Origin of the sequence: Nocardia sp. CA-145437, from assembly GCF_050956485.1 — a bacterium.
Lineage (GTDB): Bacteria > Actinomycetota > Actinomycetes > Mycobacteriales > Mycobacteriaceae > Nocardia.
The window spans coordinates 5,184,755-5,199,240 of sequence record NZ_CP191204.1 but is presented as its reverse complement, the minus strand read 5'-3'; the positions used below and the strand labels follow the sequence as shown (position 1 = coordinate 5,199,240).

At 69.2% G+C, this 14,486-nt stretch carries 17 protein-coding genes; 10 read left to right on the top strand and 7 right to left on the bottom strand.

Annotated features, from left to right (window positions below; genetic code table 11):
- Nucleotides 1-25: 25 nt before the first annotated feature.
- A complete protein-coding gene (locus tag ACQPYY_RS24285; RefSeq protein WP_433591110.1) occupies nt 26-388 on the bottom strand; it encodes a hypothetical protein in 363 nt (120 codons plus the stop codon).
- A 297-nt stretch (nt 389-685) separates the two neighbouring features.
- On the opposite strand from ACQPYY_RS24285, the gene ACQPYY_RS24280 reads away from it, so the two are divergent.
- The 4 genes from ACQPYY_RS24280 to gcvT all read left to right on the top strand — a co-directional run bounded on the left by ACQPYY_RS24280 (nt 686) and on the right by gcvT (nt 4,344).
- Nucleotides 686-1,309 carry an antibiotic biosynthesis monooxygenase family protein gene (locus tag ACQPYY_RS24280; RefSeq protein WP_433591109.1) on the top strand — a complete coding sequence of 208 codons (624 nt, stop codon included), beginning with the start codon at nt 686-688 and terminating at the stop codon, nt 1,307-1,309.
- 291 nt (nt 1,310-1,600) lie between these two features.
- Nucleotides 1,601-2,143 carry a hypothetical protein gene (locus ACQPYY_RS24275; RefSeq protein ID WP_433591108.1) on the top strand — a complete coding sequence of 181 codons (543 nt, stop codon included), beginning with the start codon at nt 1,601-1,603 and terminating at the stop codon, nt 2,141-2,143.
- Nucleotides 2,144-2,145: 2 nt separating this feature from the next.
- Nucleotides 2,146-3,234 (top strand): exonuclease domain-containing protein, encoded by a 1,089-nt coding sequence (locus ACQPYY_RS24270; RefSeq protein WP_433591107.1) that lies wholly within the window; start codon nt 2,146-2,148, stop codon nt 3,232-3,234.
- 9 nt (nt 3,235-3,243) lie between these two features.
- Nucleotides 3,244-4,344, top strand: coding sequence for a glycine cleavage system aminomethyltransferase GcvT (gcvT, locus tag ACQPYY_RS24265; RefSeq protein ID WP_433591106.1), 1,101 nt, complete (start codon nt 3,244-3,246; stop codon nt 4,342-4,344).
- Nucleotides 4,345-4,422: 78 nt separating this feature from the next.
- Here the strand turns inward: gcvT and ACQPYY_RS24260 are convergent, their stop codons facing one another.
- The gene (locus ACQPYY_RS24260; protein ID WP_433591105.1) at nt 4,423-5,262 is read right to left on the bottom strand and encodes a hypothetical protein; all 840 of its coding nucleotides are present in this window, start codon (nt 5,260-5,262) and stop codon (nt 4,423-4,425) included.
- A 100-nt stretch (nt 5,263-5,362) separates the two neighbouring features.
- Between ACQPYY_RS24260 and ACQPYY_RS24255 the strand changes: the two genes are divergently transcribed.
- Nucleotides 5,363-6,463, top strand: a complete 1,101-nt coding sequence (locus tag ACQPYY_RS24255) for a branched-chain amino acid aminotransferase (protein WP_433591104.1) — start codon at nt 5,363-5,365, stop codon at nt 6,461-6,463.
- A gap of 132 nt (nt 6,464-6,595) precedes the next feature.
- Here ACQPYY_RS24255 and ACQPYY_RS24250 read toward each other — a convergent pair whose 3' ends face one another.
- The 3 genes from ACQPYY_RS24250 to ACQPYY_RS24240 all read right to left on the bottom strand — a co-directional run bounded on the left by ACQPYY_RS24250 (nt 6,596) and on the right by ACQPYY_RS24240 (nt 8,911).
- Complete coding sequence (locus ACQPYY_RS24250) at nt 6,596-7,312, bottom strand: MBL fold metallo-hydrolase (protein ID WP_357286453.1); 717 nt, start codon at nt 7,310-7,312, stop codon at nt 6,596-6,598.
- A gap of 148 nt (nt 7,313-7,460) precedes the next feature.
- Nucleotides 7,461-8,432 carry a carbohydrate kinase family protein gene (locus ACQPYY_RS24245; RefSeq protein ID WP_433591103.1) on the bottom strand — a complete coding sequence of 324 codons (972 nt, stop codon included), beginning with the start codon at nt 8,430-8,432 and terminating at the stop codon, nt 7,461-7,463.
- A gap of 128 nt (nt 8,433-8,560) precedes the next feature.
- Nucleotides 8,561-8,911 (bottom strand): HesB/IscA family protein, encoded by a 351-nt coding sequence (locus ACQPYY_RS24240; protein ID WP_040815950.1) that lies wholly within the window; start codon nt 8,909-8,911, stop codon nt 8,561-8,563.
- 322 nt (nt 8,912-9,233) lie between these two features.
- On the opposite strand from ACQPYY_RS24240, the gene ACQPYY_RS24235 reads away from it, so the two are divergent.
- Nucleotides 9,234-9,881 (top strand): DUF3043 domain-containing protein, encoded by a 648-nt coding sequence (locus ACQPYY_RS24235; RefSeq protein ID WP_379107651.1) that lies wholly within the window; start codon nt 9,234-9,236, stop codon nt 9,879-9,881.
- A 3-nt stretch (nt 9,882-9,884) separates the two neighbouring features.
- Here ACQPYY_RS24235 and ACQPYY_RS24230 read toward each other — a convergent pair whose 3' ends face one another.
- Complete coding sequence (locus ACQPYY_RS24230) at nt 9,885-10,115, bottom strand: hypothetical protein (protein WP_379107650.1); 231 nt, start codon at nt 10,113-10,115, stop codon at nt 9,885-9,887.
- Nucleotides 10,112-10,234 carry a hypothetical protein gene (locus ACQPYY_RS24225; protein ID WP_379107649.1) on the bottom strand — a complete coding sequence of 41 codons (123 nt, stop codon included), beginning with the start codon at nt 10,232-10,234 and terminating at the stop codon, nt 10,112-10,114. The genes ACQPYY_RS24230 and ACQPYY_RS24225 overlap by 4 nt, the downstream gene beginning before the upstream one ends.
- 86 nt (nt 10,235-10,320) lie before the next feature.
- Between ACQPYY_RS24225 and ACQPYY_RS24220 the strand changes: the two genes are divergently transcribed.
- From ACQPYY_RS24220 to ACQPYY_RS24205, 4 genes are all read left to right on the top strand, one after another.
- The gene (locus tag ACQPYY_RS24220) at nt 10,321-11,289 is read left to right on the top strand and encodes a helix-turn-helix domain-containing protein (protein WP_433591102.1); all 969 of its coding nucleotides are present in this window, start codon (nt 10,321-10,323) and stop codon (nt 11,287-11,289) included.
- A 29-nt stretch (nt 11,290-11,318) separates the two neighbouring features.
- A complete protein-coding gene (locus tag ACQPYY_RS24215; protein ID WP_433591101.1) occupies nt 11,319-11,591 on the top strand; it encodes a hypothetical protein in 273 nt (90 codons plus the stop codon).
- 65 nt (nt 11,592-11,656) lie between these two features.
- Nucleotides 11,657-13,630, top strand: a complete 1,974-nt coding sequence (gene cobT / locus ACQPYY_RS24210; RefSeq protein WP_433591100.1) for a nicotinate-nucleotide--dimethylbenzimidazole phosphoribosyltransferase — start codon at nt 11,657-11,659, stop codon at nt 13,628-13,630.
- Nucleotides 13,631-13,633: 3 nt separating this feature from the next.
- On the top strand, nt 13,634-14,380 hold the full coding sequence (locus ACQPYY_RS24205; RefSeq protein ID WP_433591099.1) for an adenosylcobinamide-GDP ribazoletransferase: 747 nt from the start codon (nt 13,634-13,636) through the stop codon (nt 14,378-14,380).
- The last annotated feature ends 106 nt before the right edge of the window (nt 14,381-14,486 follow it).

The following is a 14,486-nucleotide window of genomic DNA, read 5'->3' as shown; positions in this document are numbered from 1 at the left end:
TTGCCCAGGGGACAACTCGATTCGGCTACAGCTTCTCGAGTTCACCGACCAGGGTGATGATCAGCGACGTGTGTTGATCCGGATTCGGTGCAAACACGCGCGCCGTCGGCGTTTGCCCGGCCCCGTAGTACAGCGACACCGGGGTGGTGAGGTAACCGAGGTCGGGGTGGAACTTGGTCACGAAGTACGACACCCCCGCACCCTCGAGGACAATGACGTCGGAGACCTGGCCGAGTTGTGCGGAAACGCTGGTGAGATGCAATCGCTTCCCGGCGGGAACCGTTGGAAACGTGAACTGGCATTGTGATCCGGGGCAGGTCGACGAATCGGCGACGGACGCCTCTGCCTGATAGGGCTCAATCGAGCTTGCCATCTGCGAGATCCTCACTGTGCGATCGACGGTGGTCGATATCCGACCTCGGCAATAGCTTGTGGGAGCGGCCAACGGGTAAATGATACGACCGCGCCACCCGGACATGCCTCAATTAGCCGTGCGCGGCAATCCTCGGCGAGGTCACAACCTGGCTGCCGAGTAAAGCCCCTTGGTTCTGGGGTCATGGCCGGTGAGGCCGTTCGATTGCTGCGAAATAGCCATCGGCTATTGCTCTGGTGATCAGGAGGGGGCACTGTGAAGTGTGCCGGTGGCGCCGCCGGGCGCTGCCTCTGTGGAGAAAGGAGGTGGGTCGTGTACGCACGGTCTACCACGCTTCAGGCGCAATTGTCTGCTTTGGAATCCGGGATCGCGCATGTGCGGGACGAGGTCATGCCGGGGATTGAGGGGATTCCGGGGTGTGTCGGGCTTTCGTTGCTGGTTGATCGGCATACCGGGCGGTGCATCGTGACCAGCTCGTGGGAATCCGAGGAGGCGCTGCGGGCGAGCGCCGCGCGGGTGAATCCGATTCGTAATCGTGCGGCGGAGATATTCGGCGGGAGTCCGGTGGTCGAGGAATGGGAGATCGCGGCCATGCATCGGGCGCATGTGACGCCGGAGGGTGCGTGTGCGCGGGTCACCTGGGTGAAGACTGATCCCAGCAGGATCGACAGTGCGATCGACGTGTATCGGGGGCATACGTTGCCCGGTATGGAGCAGCAGCTCGATGGATTTTGCAGTGCGAGCCTGATGGTGAACTGGGCGTCGGGGCGTGCTGTGTCGTGCAGTGTGTACGACAGTGCCGAGGCGATGGAACGCAATCGGATGGCGTCGGCCGCGTTGCGAGTGGACGCCGCTCGGCAGGCGCGCGTCGAGGCTGTCGACGTCCGCGAATTCGAGCTGGCCTTGGCGCATTTGCGCGTTCCCGAACTGGTCTGATCTCGGGCTGGAGTCGGCGGAACGGCTCATCGAGGCACGGCCGCGGCGCGCGGCCGTGCTCGGTCGACCGGCGGTGAGTCGGGCATTGATCGTTCGACGATCGGAGGCCGCTTTCTGCGCATGCTGATTCACCGTGGGCAGCGGGTCGGGTGCGGGCCGAGTTGCGTAGTGGAACACCGGTCGGTCGGAACTGTTTGGCTCCGTTGATGATTCGCGTGGGGGTTCACGGAAATCTGTCGGCGGGATGCTCTAACGTAGCGCGGGACCTGTTCGCCACGACCGTGGAGCGTTATGGCTTCCTCCTCCGACCTTCATTCCCTCGCGGTGCTCGGCGCGGGCGGGGAACGGATGGTCATCTGGCATGTGAATGTGGGCGCGGCGGTGGGGGAGTCGCGGCTATCGGGCGCTTGGGTGCTGGATCGGTCGTGCGTGGCGGAGATCGAGAGTCTCACGAGCGGATACCCGGTCGCGATGGCGAAAGGCGACGCGGCAGTGGATGCTGGGAGTGCGCGGATCGTCGACATCGACGCGACAGTTGAAACCGTCCGCGCGGCAGTCGAATCCGCGGATGCGCGGTTCACCGAGCATCAGGACGCGGGCGGAAAGCTGACGCGGCCGCAGTGGCCGGTGATCGCGGCGGCCGATGGGGTGCCGTTGACGCGGTATCAGGTCGACGTGGTGGACGACCATATTCGGCCGGTGCTGACGTTGGCGCGTGAGGTCGCGGAATTGGCTGATGCCTGGGCGGCGTTCGAGTCGCTGCGGCTGGCCCGGCCGTTCCTGGTCGAGCTCGGTGGGCCCGAGGCGCGGTCGCTGCCGCTCGCGGTGCGGTGAGCATGGCGGGACTTTCGTTCGCCGCCATCGATGTCGAGACCGCCAACTCCTCACGGGGGAGTATCTGCGCGGTCGGGGTCACCGTCGTGCGGGACGGTCGTCGTGCCGAGGAGGCGTCGTGGCTGTGCCGGCCGCCCGCGGGGCTCGACTTCTTCAACTGGCACAACATTCGCGTGCACGGGATCTCGGCGGCGATGGTCGCCGACAAGCCGGAGTTCGCGCACCGGTGGCCCGAAATGGTGGGCCTCATCGGTGACCTTCCTGTCATTGCTCACAATGCGGGCTTCGACAGCGGCGCCATCCGGGAAGCCTGCGCCCACAGCGGTATTCATCCGCCCACCTGGACCTACAGCTGCAGTCTCGCGCTGGCCCGCCGTCACCTCGCCCTCGACAGCTACCGTCTGCCGCACGTCGCGGACGCGCTCGGCATCGACTTCACCAACCACCATGACGCAGCCGCCGACGCCGCCGCGGCCGCCGACATCGTGATCGCCCTGGCCAACCGGGCGGGCACCGACTCGCTCGCGGCCCTCGAACGGATGGTCGTCGACCGGCCGCAGCGGACGGAACGGACGCCTCGGCCATTGCGGACCGAGCCCGTCGCCGCCGAGCGCGCACCCCGCCGATCCTGGTTCGCCCGTGAGGAATTGGTGCTGCCGACCGTCACCGGCACCGATCCGACCCATCCGCTGTACGGCGAGATCATCGTCTTCACCGGTGATCTCGCGGCAATGAACCGTCAGCAGGCCTGGGACGCCATCGCCGCGTGCGGGGCGACCCCCGCCCGCAACGTCACCCGCCGCACGACCGGACTTGTGATCGGTGACGGCTTCCGCGGCGCCGACGCCGCCGCGTTCACGACGAGCAAGGCTCGGCGGGTCGCGGAACTGCGGATACGGGGTCAGCGAATCGAGGTGATGGATGAGGCCGCGTTCGTCGCCCGCCTCGGCGCGCGGCCCGGCCCGGCAGCAGCCGCCATCGTGTCCGAACCCCCGGCAGCGGGCGCGATCGTGTCCGAGCCGCTGACCGGTGGCGATCGAGCGTTGCAGGCGGTCGGTTCCGATGTCACCCCGCTATCGGCCGACCGATAAACTGCGGCGGTGACCGACGAGAAGCTGCTGCAGGGACCCATCCACGCCGTCCATGTCGAGCTGGGCGCCACCTTCGCTCCGTTCGGGGGGTGGGAGATGCCGGTTTCGTACGCGGGGACGGTCGGTGAGCACACCGCCGTGCGGACCACCGTCGGGCTGTTCGACGTCAGCCACCTGGGGAAGGCGACGGTCAAGGGCGCGGGGGCCGCGGCGTTCGTGAACTCGGCGCTCACCAATGATCTGAACCGGATTCGGCCCGGGAAGGCGCAGTACACGCTGTGCTGCACGCCCGAGGGCGGGGTCATCGACGACCTCATCGCGTATTACGTGAGTGACGACGAGATCTTCCTCGTGCCGAACGCGGCGAACACCGCCGCGGTGGTGGCCGAGATGCAGAAGGTCGCGCCCGAGGGGATCACCATCACCGACGAGCACCGCGGGTACGCCGTGTTCGCGGTGCAGGGGCCGCGGTCGACGGAGGTGCTGGCCAAGCTGGGGCTGCCCACCGACATGGAGTACATGGCCTACGCCGACGCCGAGTGGGACGGTCGCCCGATTCGGGTGTGCCGCACCGGGTACACCGGCGAGCACGGTTACGAGCTGCTGCCCAAGTGGGAGGACGCCGAGGCCGTGTTCCGGGCGCTGACCAGCGAGGTGCAGGCCGCCGGCGGCCAGCCCGCCGGACTGGGCGCGCGCGACACGCTGCGCACCGAGATGGGGTACCCGCTGCACGGACACGAACTGTCCGTGGACATTTCGCCGCTGCAGGCCCGTACCGGCTGGGCGGTCGGCTGGAAGAAGCCGGAATTCTGGGGCAAAGAGGCGCTCGACGCCGAGAAGGCCGCCGGTCCGCGCCGAACCCTGCTGGGGCTCAAGGCGATCGACAAGGGCGTGCTGCGTCAGGGCCAGGCCGTGATGCGCGGTGACGAGCAGGTCGGCGAAACCACCTCCGGCACCTTCTCGCCCACGCTCAAGGTCGGCATCGCGCTGGCATTGCTCGACACCGCCGCGGGCCTCGAGCCGGGCGACCAGGTCGAGGTCGACGTCCGTGGCCGCCGCCTTCGCTGCGAGGTCATCCGCCCGCCGTTCGTCGAAACCCGCACTGCCTGAAGGAGCTTCGCTCGTAGCGATGAACGCTGCAGTCGAGACAACCGGCTGCGGCGTTCATCGTTCGGCGTCCGGGTGAACTCACCCGCACCAGGTGCCGACGACCTCGTTGTCCTGTTTGCAGTCCGCGACGGCCAGCCCCGCCGGGCGGAGCGTGTTGTACATCTGGCGAAGAGTGTCGTCGGTGACCGCGCCGTCGACGTTCTGGTCGGCGTAGATGACCATCACCACGGATTGGCCTTTGTTGCCGGGCACGGCGATGGCGTGGACGACCGAAACTGCGGGGTGGGAGCAGTCGTTCGGGCCCGGGTTGGCCAGGGTGGCGGTTACGTGGGCGGCGGGTTTGCCCTGGACGGTGAGGGTTTCGGCGGGGGAGAGGGTGTAGGTGGAGTTGGGGCGGTCGTCGTTGGAGCCGACGACCTTGGCCCAGCTGGTTGCGATGTCCTTGGCCGCGGCGGCGGTGTCGCCCATTGTGGAGCCGGTCACGCCCGCGAGGGCTTTGGTGTGATGGCCGTCGCAGGACTTGGGCTGCCATTCCGCCGCGCCGCTCATGACCACGCGGCCGCCGCCGCCCTCGTAGCCGACGATGGTGGTCGGGGTCGGGACCGTCCAGTCCTGGGGTGCGTCGTAGCCGGCGTTGCGGTTGATGGAGTACGCGGTCTGCCAGCCGGGGGTCAGGGCCGCGATCTGGGATTTGGCGGCGCCGGTCGTGGTCGTGGTGGTCGGCGCGGTGGTGTGGGTGGCAGTGTCCTGGGGGCCGTAGTCGTCCGCGGGGAGGGCGGTTCCGGGGATGGTGTGGGCGGGGGTGAGGGCCGCGACGGCGAGGATGGCGACCAGGCCCAGCACGCTCACGGCGATCAACGCGATGACCAGGGGACGGTTGGAACGGGGCGGCTGCGTCAGCGGAGGCTCCGGATACACGCCGTCCACCCTATCCAGCGGTCGCGGCGACGGCGGGATGGTGAACGGTCCGTAAGGGCCCGCACCCGCGTGTCGAGGGCGGCGAATTAGACTCCCGGTCATGACACTTGCCGCGCAATTCACCCGTGTCCCGCATCCCGCGCCCGTTTCGGCGGAGCGGCGCCAGGAGATTCTCGCGGAGCCCGGGTTCGGGCGGTACTTCACCGATCACATGGTGTCGCTGGATTATGTGGACGGACAGTGGACCAACGGCCGCGTCGAGCCCTACGGGCCGATGGCCATGGACCCGGCCACCATGGTGTTCCACTACGGCCAGGCCATCTTCGAGGGTCTCAAGGCGTACCGGCAGGCCGACGGCTCCATCGCGACCTTCCGCGTCGACGCCAATGCCGCGCGTTTCCGCCGGTCGGCTGCCCGCATGGCGATGGCGGAGCTGCCCGAGGAGCTGTTCGTCGAATCGATCCGCCAGCTGCTCGAGGTCGACGGTGACTGGGTGCCCGCCGCGGGCGGCGAGGACGCGCTGTACCTGCGGCCGTTCATGTTCTCCACCGAGGTCGGCCTGGGCGTGAAGCCCGCCTCCGCCTACAAGTACCTGCTGCTCGGCGGCCCGGCCGGCGCGTACTTCCCGCGCGGGCTGAAGCCGGTCAAGGTGTGGCTGTCCACCGAATTCGTGCGCGCCGCTCCCGGCGGCACCGGCGAGGCCAAGGTGGCGGGCAACTACGCCGCCTCCCTGCTCGCCCAGCAGCAGGCCTCGGAGAAGGGCTGCGACCAGGTGGTGTGGCTGGACGCGTGTGAGCACCGCTACGTCGAGGAGATGGGCACCAACAACCTGTTCTTCGTGTTCGGCAGTGGCTCCGACGCGCGGCTGGTGACCCCGGAACTGTCCGGCTCCCTGCTGCCCGGCATCACCCGCGACTCGCTGATCACCCTGGCCGCCGACTCCGGCTACAAGGTGGAGGAGCGCAAGATCTCCGTCGAGGAATGGCGCGAGGGCGTCGAATCCGGTGAGATCACCGAGGTTTTCGGCTGCGGCACCGCGGCTGTCGTCATCCCGGTCGGTTCGGTCCGCTCCGCCGAGGGCGAATTCACCATCGGCACCGGCGACCCCGGCGAGGTCACCATGGCCCTCCGCGACACCCTCACCGGCATCCAGCGCGGCACCTTCGCCGACAGCCACGGCTGGCTCCGCACCATGGCCTGACGCCCCCCGCGCCGAAAAACGCCCGCCCCGAACCAGTTTCGGGGCGGGCGTTCCCGTATGCCTCGCCGAGTGGCACATGGTGGAGGGGATTTGTCCGGAAATGCCTCCAGGGTGTGCCACTCGGCGGGAGGGTCAGCTGGGCATGAACATGTGCCACTGCTCGAGGGTCTGGGGGCGCATGACGTAGTTGTGGTCGCGGATGTGGGACAGGGAGGCGCTGGGCTCCTCCGAGTACCAGTGGCCGGGGAAGACCGTCGGGTTGGACTTCAGGTCCGCGAGGTAGCGGAGGCTGCGGAACATGGCGTCGGAGTCGCCGCCGGGGAAGTCGGTGCGGCCGCAGCCGTCGACGAAGAGGGTGTCGCCGGCGATGAGGCGGTCCTCGAAGAGGAAGCACTGGCTGCCGGGGGTGTGGCCGGGGGTGTGCAGGAGTTCGATCTCGAAGCCGCCGACCGCGACCTTGTCGCCGTGGGAGTGGCCGGTGAGCTCGGAGGGGGCGATGCCGGTGACATTGGCCACCCACGGCAGTTCCTCGGCATTGACGTGGACGGCCACCTCGGTCTTCTCCAGCAGTTCCTTCACGCCGCGCAGGGTGAAGCCCATCATCGAGCCGCCGACGTGGTCGGGGTGGTGGTGGGTGGCCAGGACTCCGGTCAGCCGCATGTCGTCCGCCTCGGCGATCTCCACCAGCTGGGCCGCCTCGTAGGCGGGGTCGACGACCACGCATTCGCCGGTATCCCGATCACCGATCAGGTAGGCGAAGTTGCGCATCTGGGTGGCGATCGGGTCGCCCACGGCCCAGTCGCGGCCGGAGAGCAACTGGCGGAAGTACAGACGGTCGTCGGAGGACATGCCTCACAGCGTATTGCGGGCGACGCGTTCGTCCGAACCCGGACCGGCAACGGGACCGCGGCGATCCGGACCGGCGGCCGGTAGTGCGGACAGCCGCACGCTGATCGGATCAGCGTGCGGCTGTCGGCTGTCGGCGGCGCGGTGGCCGTCAGCGCAGGATGGGCTCGATCTCGTTCGCGGCCTCGGCGCCGTACGCCTCGCGCAGGCGCTTCATCGCCACATCGTGGTCCAGGGTCCAGTCCTGCGGCCCAACGGTTTCCAGCACGTGCACCGCGACCAGCGAACCCAGCTGGGCCGAGCGCTCCAGGGACAGGCCCGCGGAGCGGCCGGTCAGGAAGCCCGCGCGGAAGCCGTCGCCGACGCCGGTCGGGTCCTCCTTGGCCATGTCGGGGACCACGTCCACGAACAGCTCGGAGCCGTCGCGGTCGACGATCTTGGCGCCCTTCGAGCCCAGGGTGGTGACGCGGATGCCCACGCGCTCAGCGACATCGGCCTCGGACAGGCCGGTCTTCTGCAGCAGGATGCCCCACTCGTACTCATTGGTGAACAGGTAGTCCGCGCCGTCGATCAGGCGCAGGATGGTCTCGCCGTCGAGGAAGGCCAGCTGCTGGGAGGGGTCGGCGGCGAACGGGATTCCGGCGGCGCGGCACTGGTCGGTGTGGGCCAGCATGGCTTCCGGATCGTCGGCGCCGATCAGCACCAGCTCCAGTTCGCGGTCGGCGCCCAGCTCGGTGATGTCGATCTCGCGGGCCTCGGCCATGGCGCCGGGGTAGAAGGACGCGATCTGCGCCATGGTCTCGTCGGTGGTGCAGACGAAGCGCGCGGTGTGCGCGGTCGCGGACACGCGGACCGCGGAGCAGTCGACGCCGTTGTCCTCCAGCCACTTCCGGTAGTCGCCCCAGTCCTGGCCGACCGCGCCCACCAGCAGCGGGGTGCGGCCCAGCACGCCCATGGCGTAGCTGATGTTGCCCGCGACGCCGCCCTTGCGGATCACCAGATCATCGACGAGGAAGCTGAGCGACACGTGCTGCAGCTGATCCGCCAGCAGCACATCGGAGAACTTGCCCGGAAAGCGCATGAGGTGATCGGTCGCGATGGACGCGGACACGGCGATGGTCACGGGTGAATCCTTCGAGTGGGGGAGGCGTCCCGAAAATGGTCCGCACATAAGAAAATAACCGGACACGCGACAGCGCGGAACATCCCGGGAGATGTTCCGCGCTGCGCGGGGCTAACTCGGGGGCTAGCTCAGTTGAAGCTGTCGCCGCAGGCACAGGAGCCGGTGGCGTTCGGGTTGTCGATGGTGAAGCCCTGCTTCTCGATGGTGTCGACGAAGTCGATCGAGGCGCCCTGGATGTAGGGAGCGCTCATGCGGTCGACCGCGAGCTTCACACCGTTGAACTCCACGACCAGGTCGCCGTCGAGGGTGCGGTCGTCGAAGAAGAGCTGGTAGCGCAGGCCCGCGCAGCCACCGGGCTGAACCGCGATGCGAAGGGCGAGGTCGTCGCGGCCTTCCTGGTCCAGCAGCGCCTTCGCCTTGAGGGCGGCGGCCTCGGTCAGAGTCGCACCATGGGTGGTGGTCTCGTTCTCAACAGTCATGAACTCTCCTAAGGGACCCATTTGTGGTGGCGTGTGGGCCAGCCCGTGAGGGTATGGCTCGAAGCCTGTCAACACCCGTCGGCGGGCGACTATTCCCTATCCTACGCGGCGCTTATTCGCCGGAACGGTCAGGCTGCGTCGTCGCTGACAAATAGCTCCGGGGGTGTGCCGAGGTGACAACTGATTTCGGGTGGCGAGGGTAACTCGCCGGGGACGTCCAGAATCGGGCCGGCTCTCGACCGCCGGCCCGCACGCATGCCGGAAAACGGCTCTCAGCTGGGCGCTGAAGACCCGGGGAGGCGGGATTGTTAGCCTGGTCGGCGTGAAGTTCCTGCGCCGTGGCGAGTCCACCCCCACCTCCGACAGCACCAGCACCGACGCCGGTGCCGCGGTGGCGGACACGACCGTCACCCTGGGTAAAGGGCGTCCGACCCCGACGCGCCGCGAGGCGCAGGGCCGCCGCCGCGGTCCGATCGCGCCCGCGCCCAAGACCGCCAAGGAGGCCCGGGCCCGCCGCAAGGCGCTGCGCGGCACCAAGGAGGAGCGCAAGGCGACCTCGGCCGAGCGGCGCGCCGACGTCAACAACCGCCGCGCCCGCATGCTCGCAGGTGACGAGCAGTACCTGCTGCCGCGCGACAAGGGCCCGGTCAAGAAGTACGTGCGCGACATCGTCGACGCCCGCCGCAACCTGCTCGGCCTGTTCATGCCGCTGGCGCTGGTGCTGATCCTGAGCATGATCCTCTCGCCCGCGCTGCAGGCGATCGTGACGCTGGCCATGCTGGTGATGATGCTGTTCATGATCATCGAGGGCGTGGTGCTCGGTCGGATCGTGAGCAACCGGGTCCGGGAGCGCTTCCCGGACAGCACCGATTCCTCGTTCTCGCTGGGTTGGTACGCCTTCGTGCGCGCCTCGCAGGTGCGGCGCATGCGCGCGCCGAAGCCGCAGGTGAACCCGGGCGACGCGGTCTAGCGATCAGTTGTGCTCTCGGTAGGCCGAGAGCGCACGCAATTCCATCGCGACGCGGGCGTGGTCTCGATCGACCACGTTCGTCGAGCCGGCGAATTCCCAGGTGTTCTCGCGGTGCAGCGGGACGGCACGGCCGGCCGCGGCGAACAGGGCGGTGATCCGGCGGACGGCGTGGCCGACGCGGGAGGTGGCGGTCGCGGAGCGGTAGTGGCCGTGTCCGGAGGTGATGGCGGTCATGCGCGGGCCTCTTCCTCGTCGAGGTGTGCGGTGGTGTCTGCGGCCATGAGGCCGAAGGTCAGGGTGCCGAGCGCGGTGATCGCGGTTCCGGCTGCGACGATTGCGGACAGTGCATCCATGGCAGTAAGTTTTCAGTAGGGAACTTTCGGCCAACAGTGGCTGTTATGACATAGTTCGCAAAAATCCGGCCAGATGGGATCGGGACATGCTCTCCAAGGTCGCCGTCGTCCTCAACGACAACCTCGCCATGTTCGAATTCGGCGTGGTCTGTGAGGTTTTCGGGCTCGACCGGACCGCGCAGGGCCTGCCCCTTTTCGACTTCCGGGTCTGCGGGCTCGAACCCGGGAAACCGCTGAAGTCCAGCTCACCGGGCATCCACGTCACCCCCGACTACGGGCTCGAAGAACTGCGCGACGCGGATCTGGTTGCCATTCCGGCCTTTCCGATCCGCGACGGCGCGGCGAAGATCGACGCTCGGGTCATCGACGCCGTGCGCGACGCCGCCGCGGCCGGGGCCACGGTGCTGACCGTGTGCTCGGGGGCGTTCCTGGCGGGCGCGGCCGGACTGCTCGACGGGCGCACATGCACCACCCACTGGCATTACGTCGACCTGCTGGCCGAACAGTTCCCGCTCGCCACCGTCGACCCGGACGTGCTGTTCGTCGACGAGGGCAATCTCATCACCAGCGCGGGCACCGCCGCGGGCATCGACGCCTGCCTGCACCTGGTGCGCCGCGAACTGGGCAGCAGCGTCGCCAATGCCATCGCCCGGCGCATGGTGGTCCCGCCGCAGCGCGACGGCGGACAGCGGCAGTTCATCGAGCGGCCCGTCGTGGCCTGCGAATCCGAGGGGCTCAGCGAGACCCTGCACTGGATGGGCGAGCATCTGGACCTGCAGCACTCGGTGGAATCGCTGGCGGCGCGCAGTTCCATGTCGACGCGCACCTTCGCGCGGCGCTTCGCCGCCGAGACCGGGACCACGCCGGTGAAATGGCTGACCGGGCAGCGGGTGCTGCTGGCCAAACAGCTCCTGGAAGACACCGACCTGGACCTCGAATCGCTGTCCCACCGTTGCGGATTCGGGTCGGGGGCGCTGCTGCGGCATCACTTCCAGCGGTTGGTGGGGATCGCGCCGGTGGAGTATCGGCGGCGGTTCGGCGCCAGGGTCTCCTGAGCGGGCCCGGGCCGTTACGATGCGCACTCATGCGGTGGGCAGTGATGATCGCGGCGGTGCCGCTGGCGGTGCTGGCTGTGTCGGCGACGACGGGATGCACGGATCCGCGCACCGCGGTGGGGGAGTGCATCGTCGGCGGGGCGACAGGTAACCACGACAAGGTGGTGGCCTGCTCCAAGCAGCACGACGGCAAGATCATCGCCAGCGTGGCGCACGGCTCGGACTGCTCGCAGGGGACCGATTGGTCGTATACCGCCAAGGACCTGAAGGTGCAGTGCGTGCACAACGAGAAGAACTACTGACTCCCGCATCCGGGATGGCCGTGCCTACTCGGCCGGAGCACCGGCGCAGTTGATACCGTGCTGACGTGTCGCACACTGCTCAGACAACCGATCGGCCGCTGCGGACCCTGGTGCTCGGTGGCGCCCGGTCCGGCAAGTCGGCCTTCGCGGAACAGCTCGTCGCGTCGGAGGCGGTGCGATACGTCGCCACCGCCATGGTCGACCCCGCCGACGCCGACTTCGCCGAACGCATTGCGGCGCACCGGGCCCGGCGGCCCGCGACCTGGACCATCGTGGAGGGCGATCCGATCGCCGCGCTGGGCGAGCCCGCCGCCGCCACCCTCGTCGACGACCTCGGCACCTGGCTGACCGGGCGCATCGACGCCCGCGCCGCCTGGGAATCGCCGCGCGGCACCGTCGGCCCGGACATCGACGCGCTCGTCGCCGCTGTCTCCGGCTATGAGCAGCGCTTGATCATCGTCAGCCCCGAGGTGGGGCTCGGCGTCATTCCCGCCACCGCCTCCGGGCGTCTGTTCCGTGACGAGATCGGGACCCTGAACCAGCGCCTCGCCGAGGTGTGCGACGAGGTCTTCCTCGTGGTCGCGGGGCAGCCGGTGCGGGTCAAGCCCGACCGCGCGGTGGTCTCCGCCGCCGCGCTGTCGGATGCCGCCGGAACGGATTCATCACTCGCCATGGCGACTTCGTCGACGATCGGAACGGATTCGGTTGCGGTGAAGCCTGTTTCGGCGGATGCCGTTGGCTCGGCCGCCGCTGATGGCGGGACTCGCCGACCGGAAGATTCTGTCGAAAGTGCAACCGGCGGTTCGGAACTCGGCTCGGCGAGCGCAGCGTCTCCGGCCGTCGGGACCGCCGCCGTCGCTGCTGCGGCCGCCACGGCGGGCGGCGCGTCCGCTGACGGCGAGACCGGTGACCCTGCGGTCGCGGGCCCGGTGGACGACGGCGCCCAGAGCGCGCCGGTGCTGACCAAGCCCGCCCGCATCTCGTTCGGACCCGTGACCGGACCCGATCCGCTGGTGTGGGCGGCCGCCGAGGAGCGGCAGGCGCAATTGACCAAGCCCGCAGGGGCATTGGGCCGGCTGGAGCAGCTGGCCAACTGGGTCGCCGCTTGCCAGGGCGTGTGCCCGCCCAAGCAGTTCGAGCGGGCCCGCGTGGTGGTGTTCGCCGGGGATCACGGCGTGGCGCAGCATGGTGTGTCGGCGTACCCGAGCGAGGTGACCGGGCAGATGGTCGCCAACTTCGTGCACGGCGGCGCGGCCGTGAATGTGATGGCGCGCTTGGCCGATGCCACCGTGCGGGTGGCCGACATCTCCGTGGACGGCGACACCGCGCCGGAGATCTCGCGGCACAAGGTGCGGCGCTCCAGCGGCTCCATCGACCGCGAGGACGCGCTGACCGAGGCCGAGGTGCAGGCGGCGCTGGCGGCCGGCGCGAGCATCGCCGACGAGGAAATCGATTCCGGCGCCGACCTTCTCATCGCCGGCGACATGGGCATCGGCAACACCACGCCCGCCACCGTGCTGATCGCGGCCATCACCGACACCGAGCCGGTGGTGGCGGTCGGCCGCGGCACCGGCGTCGACGATGCGGGCTGGATCCGCAAGACCGCCGCCATCCGCGACGCCATGTGGCGCGCCCGCCCCGTGCTCAAGGACCCGGTCGCCCTGCTGCGCACCGCCTCCGGCGCGGACCTGACCGCCATGGCGGGCTTCCTGGCCCGCGCCGCGGCCCGCCGGACTCCGGTCATCCTCGACGGCGTCGTGGTGACCGCGGCCGCCCTGGTCGCCGACCAGCTCGCCCCCGGGGCCCGCGCCTGGTGGGTGGCGGGCCACCGCTCCAGCGAGCCCTCCCACACCATCGCCCTCAAGCGTCTCGACCTCGAGCCGCTGGTCGACATGACCATGCGCCTGGGCGAAGGCTCCGGCGCGGTCGCCGCCCTCCCGCTGCTGCGCGCCGCCGTCGCCACCCTCGGCGAGATGGCCACCTTCGCCGAAGCCGGAGTCAGCACCGCCGACGCCGACGCGGAAGCCGCTGAGGCCTGATCGGTGAACGGGCTTCGGCTGGCGGTGTCCTGGCTGACGGTGCTGCCAGTTCGAGGGCCGGATGAAGTCGACCGGTCGGTTGCCGCTCGGGCGATCGGGTGGGCTCCGGTGGTCGGGGTGTTGCTCGGCGGTGGGGCGGCCGGATTGCTTTGGGGGCTGGGCAAACTCGGGGCCTCGGGGCTGTTGGCCGGGTTTGTCGTGGTGGCCGGGCTCGCGTTGATCACGCGCGGGATGCACGTCGACGGGCTGGCCGACACCATGGATGGGCTCGGGAGCTACGGTCCGCCGGAGCGGGCTCGCGAGATCATGAAGAGTGGCGGGGCGGGGCCGTTCGGGGTGGCGGCGTTGGTGTTCGCTGTTGCCATTCAGGCGGTTTCGCTGGGGGCGCTGGCCGAGCAGGGGCGGTGGGCGGCGGTTGTCCTGGCCGTCGCCGTCGGGCGGGTCGCGGTGGTGCTGGCGTGTCGGCGCGGGATCGAGGCGGCTCCGGGGGCCGGGTTCGGGGCGTTGGTGGCGGGGACGCAATCGCCGGTGACAGGGTACGGGTGGGGTGTGATCGCCTGTGCCGCAGCGGCGTTCGCGACCGGTAATCACTGGCAGGGGCCGGTGGCGGTGGTGCTGGGGCTGGTGGGAGCCATGGTGCTGGTGCGGCATTGTGTGCGGCGGTTCGGGGGATTGAACGGCGATGTGATCGGTGCCGCACTGGAATTGAGTGTCACCCTGGCCGTAGCGGTGTTGTCGTTCGGCCGCTGAAGGTAGGCCGGGCAACGAGTTCCGGCCTTGGCGGGGTTGGGATTCGGACACTCGTATAACAGTTCGTCCTCTGTTCACAATCCGACCGACCCGTGGCCGCGAATAC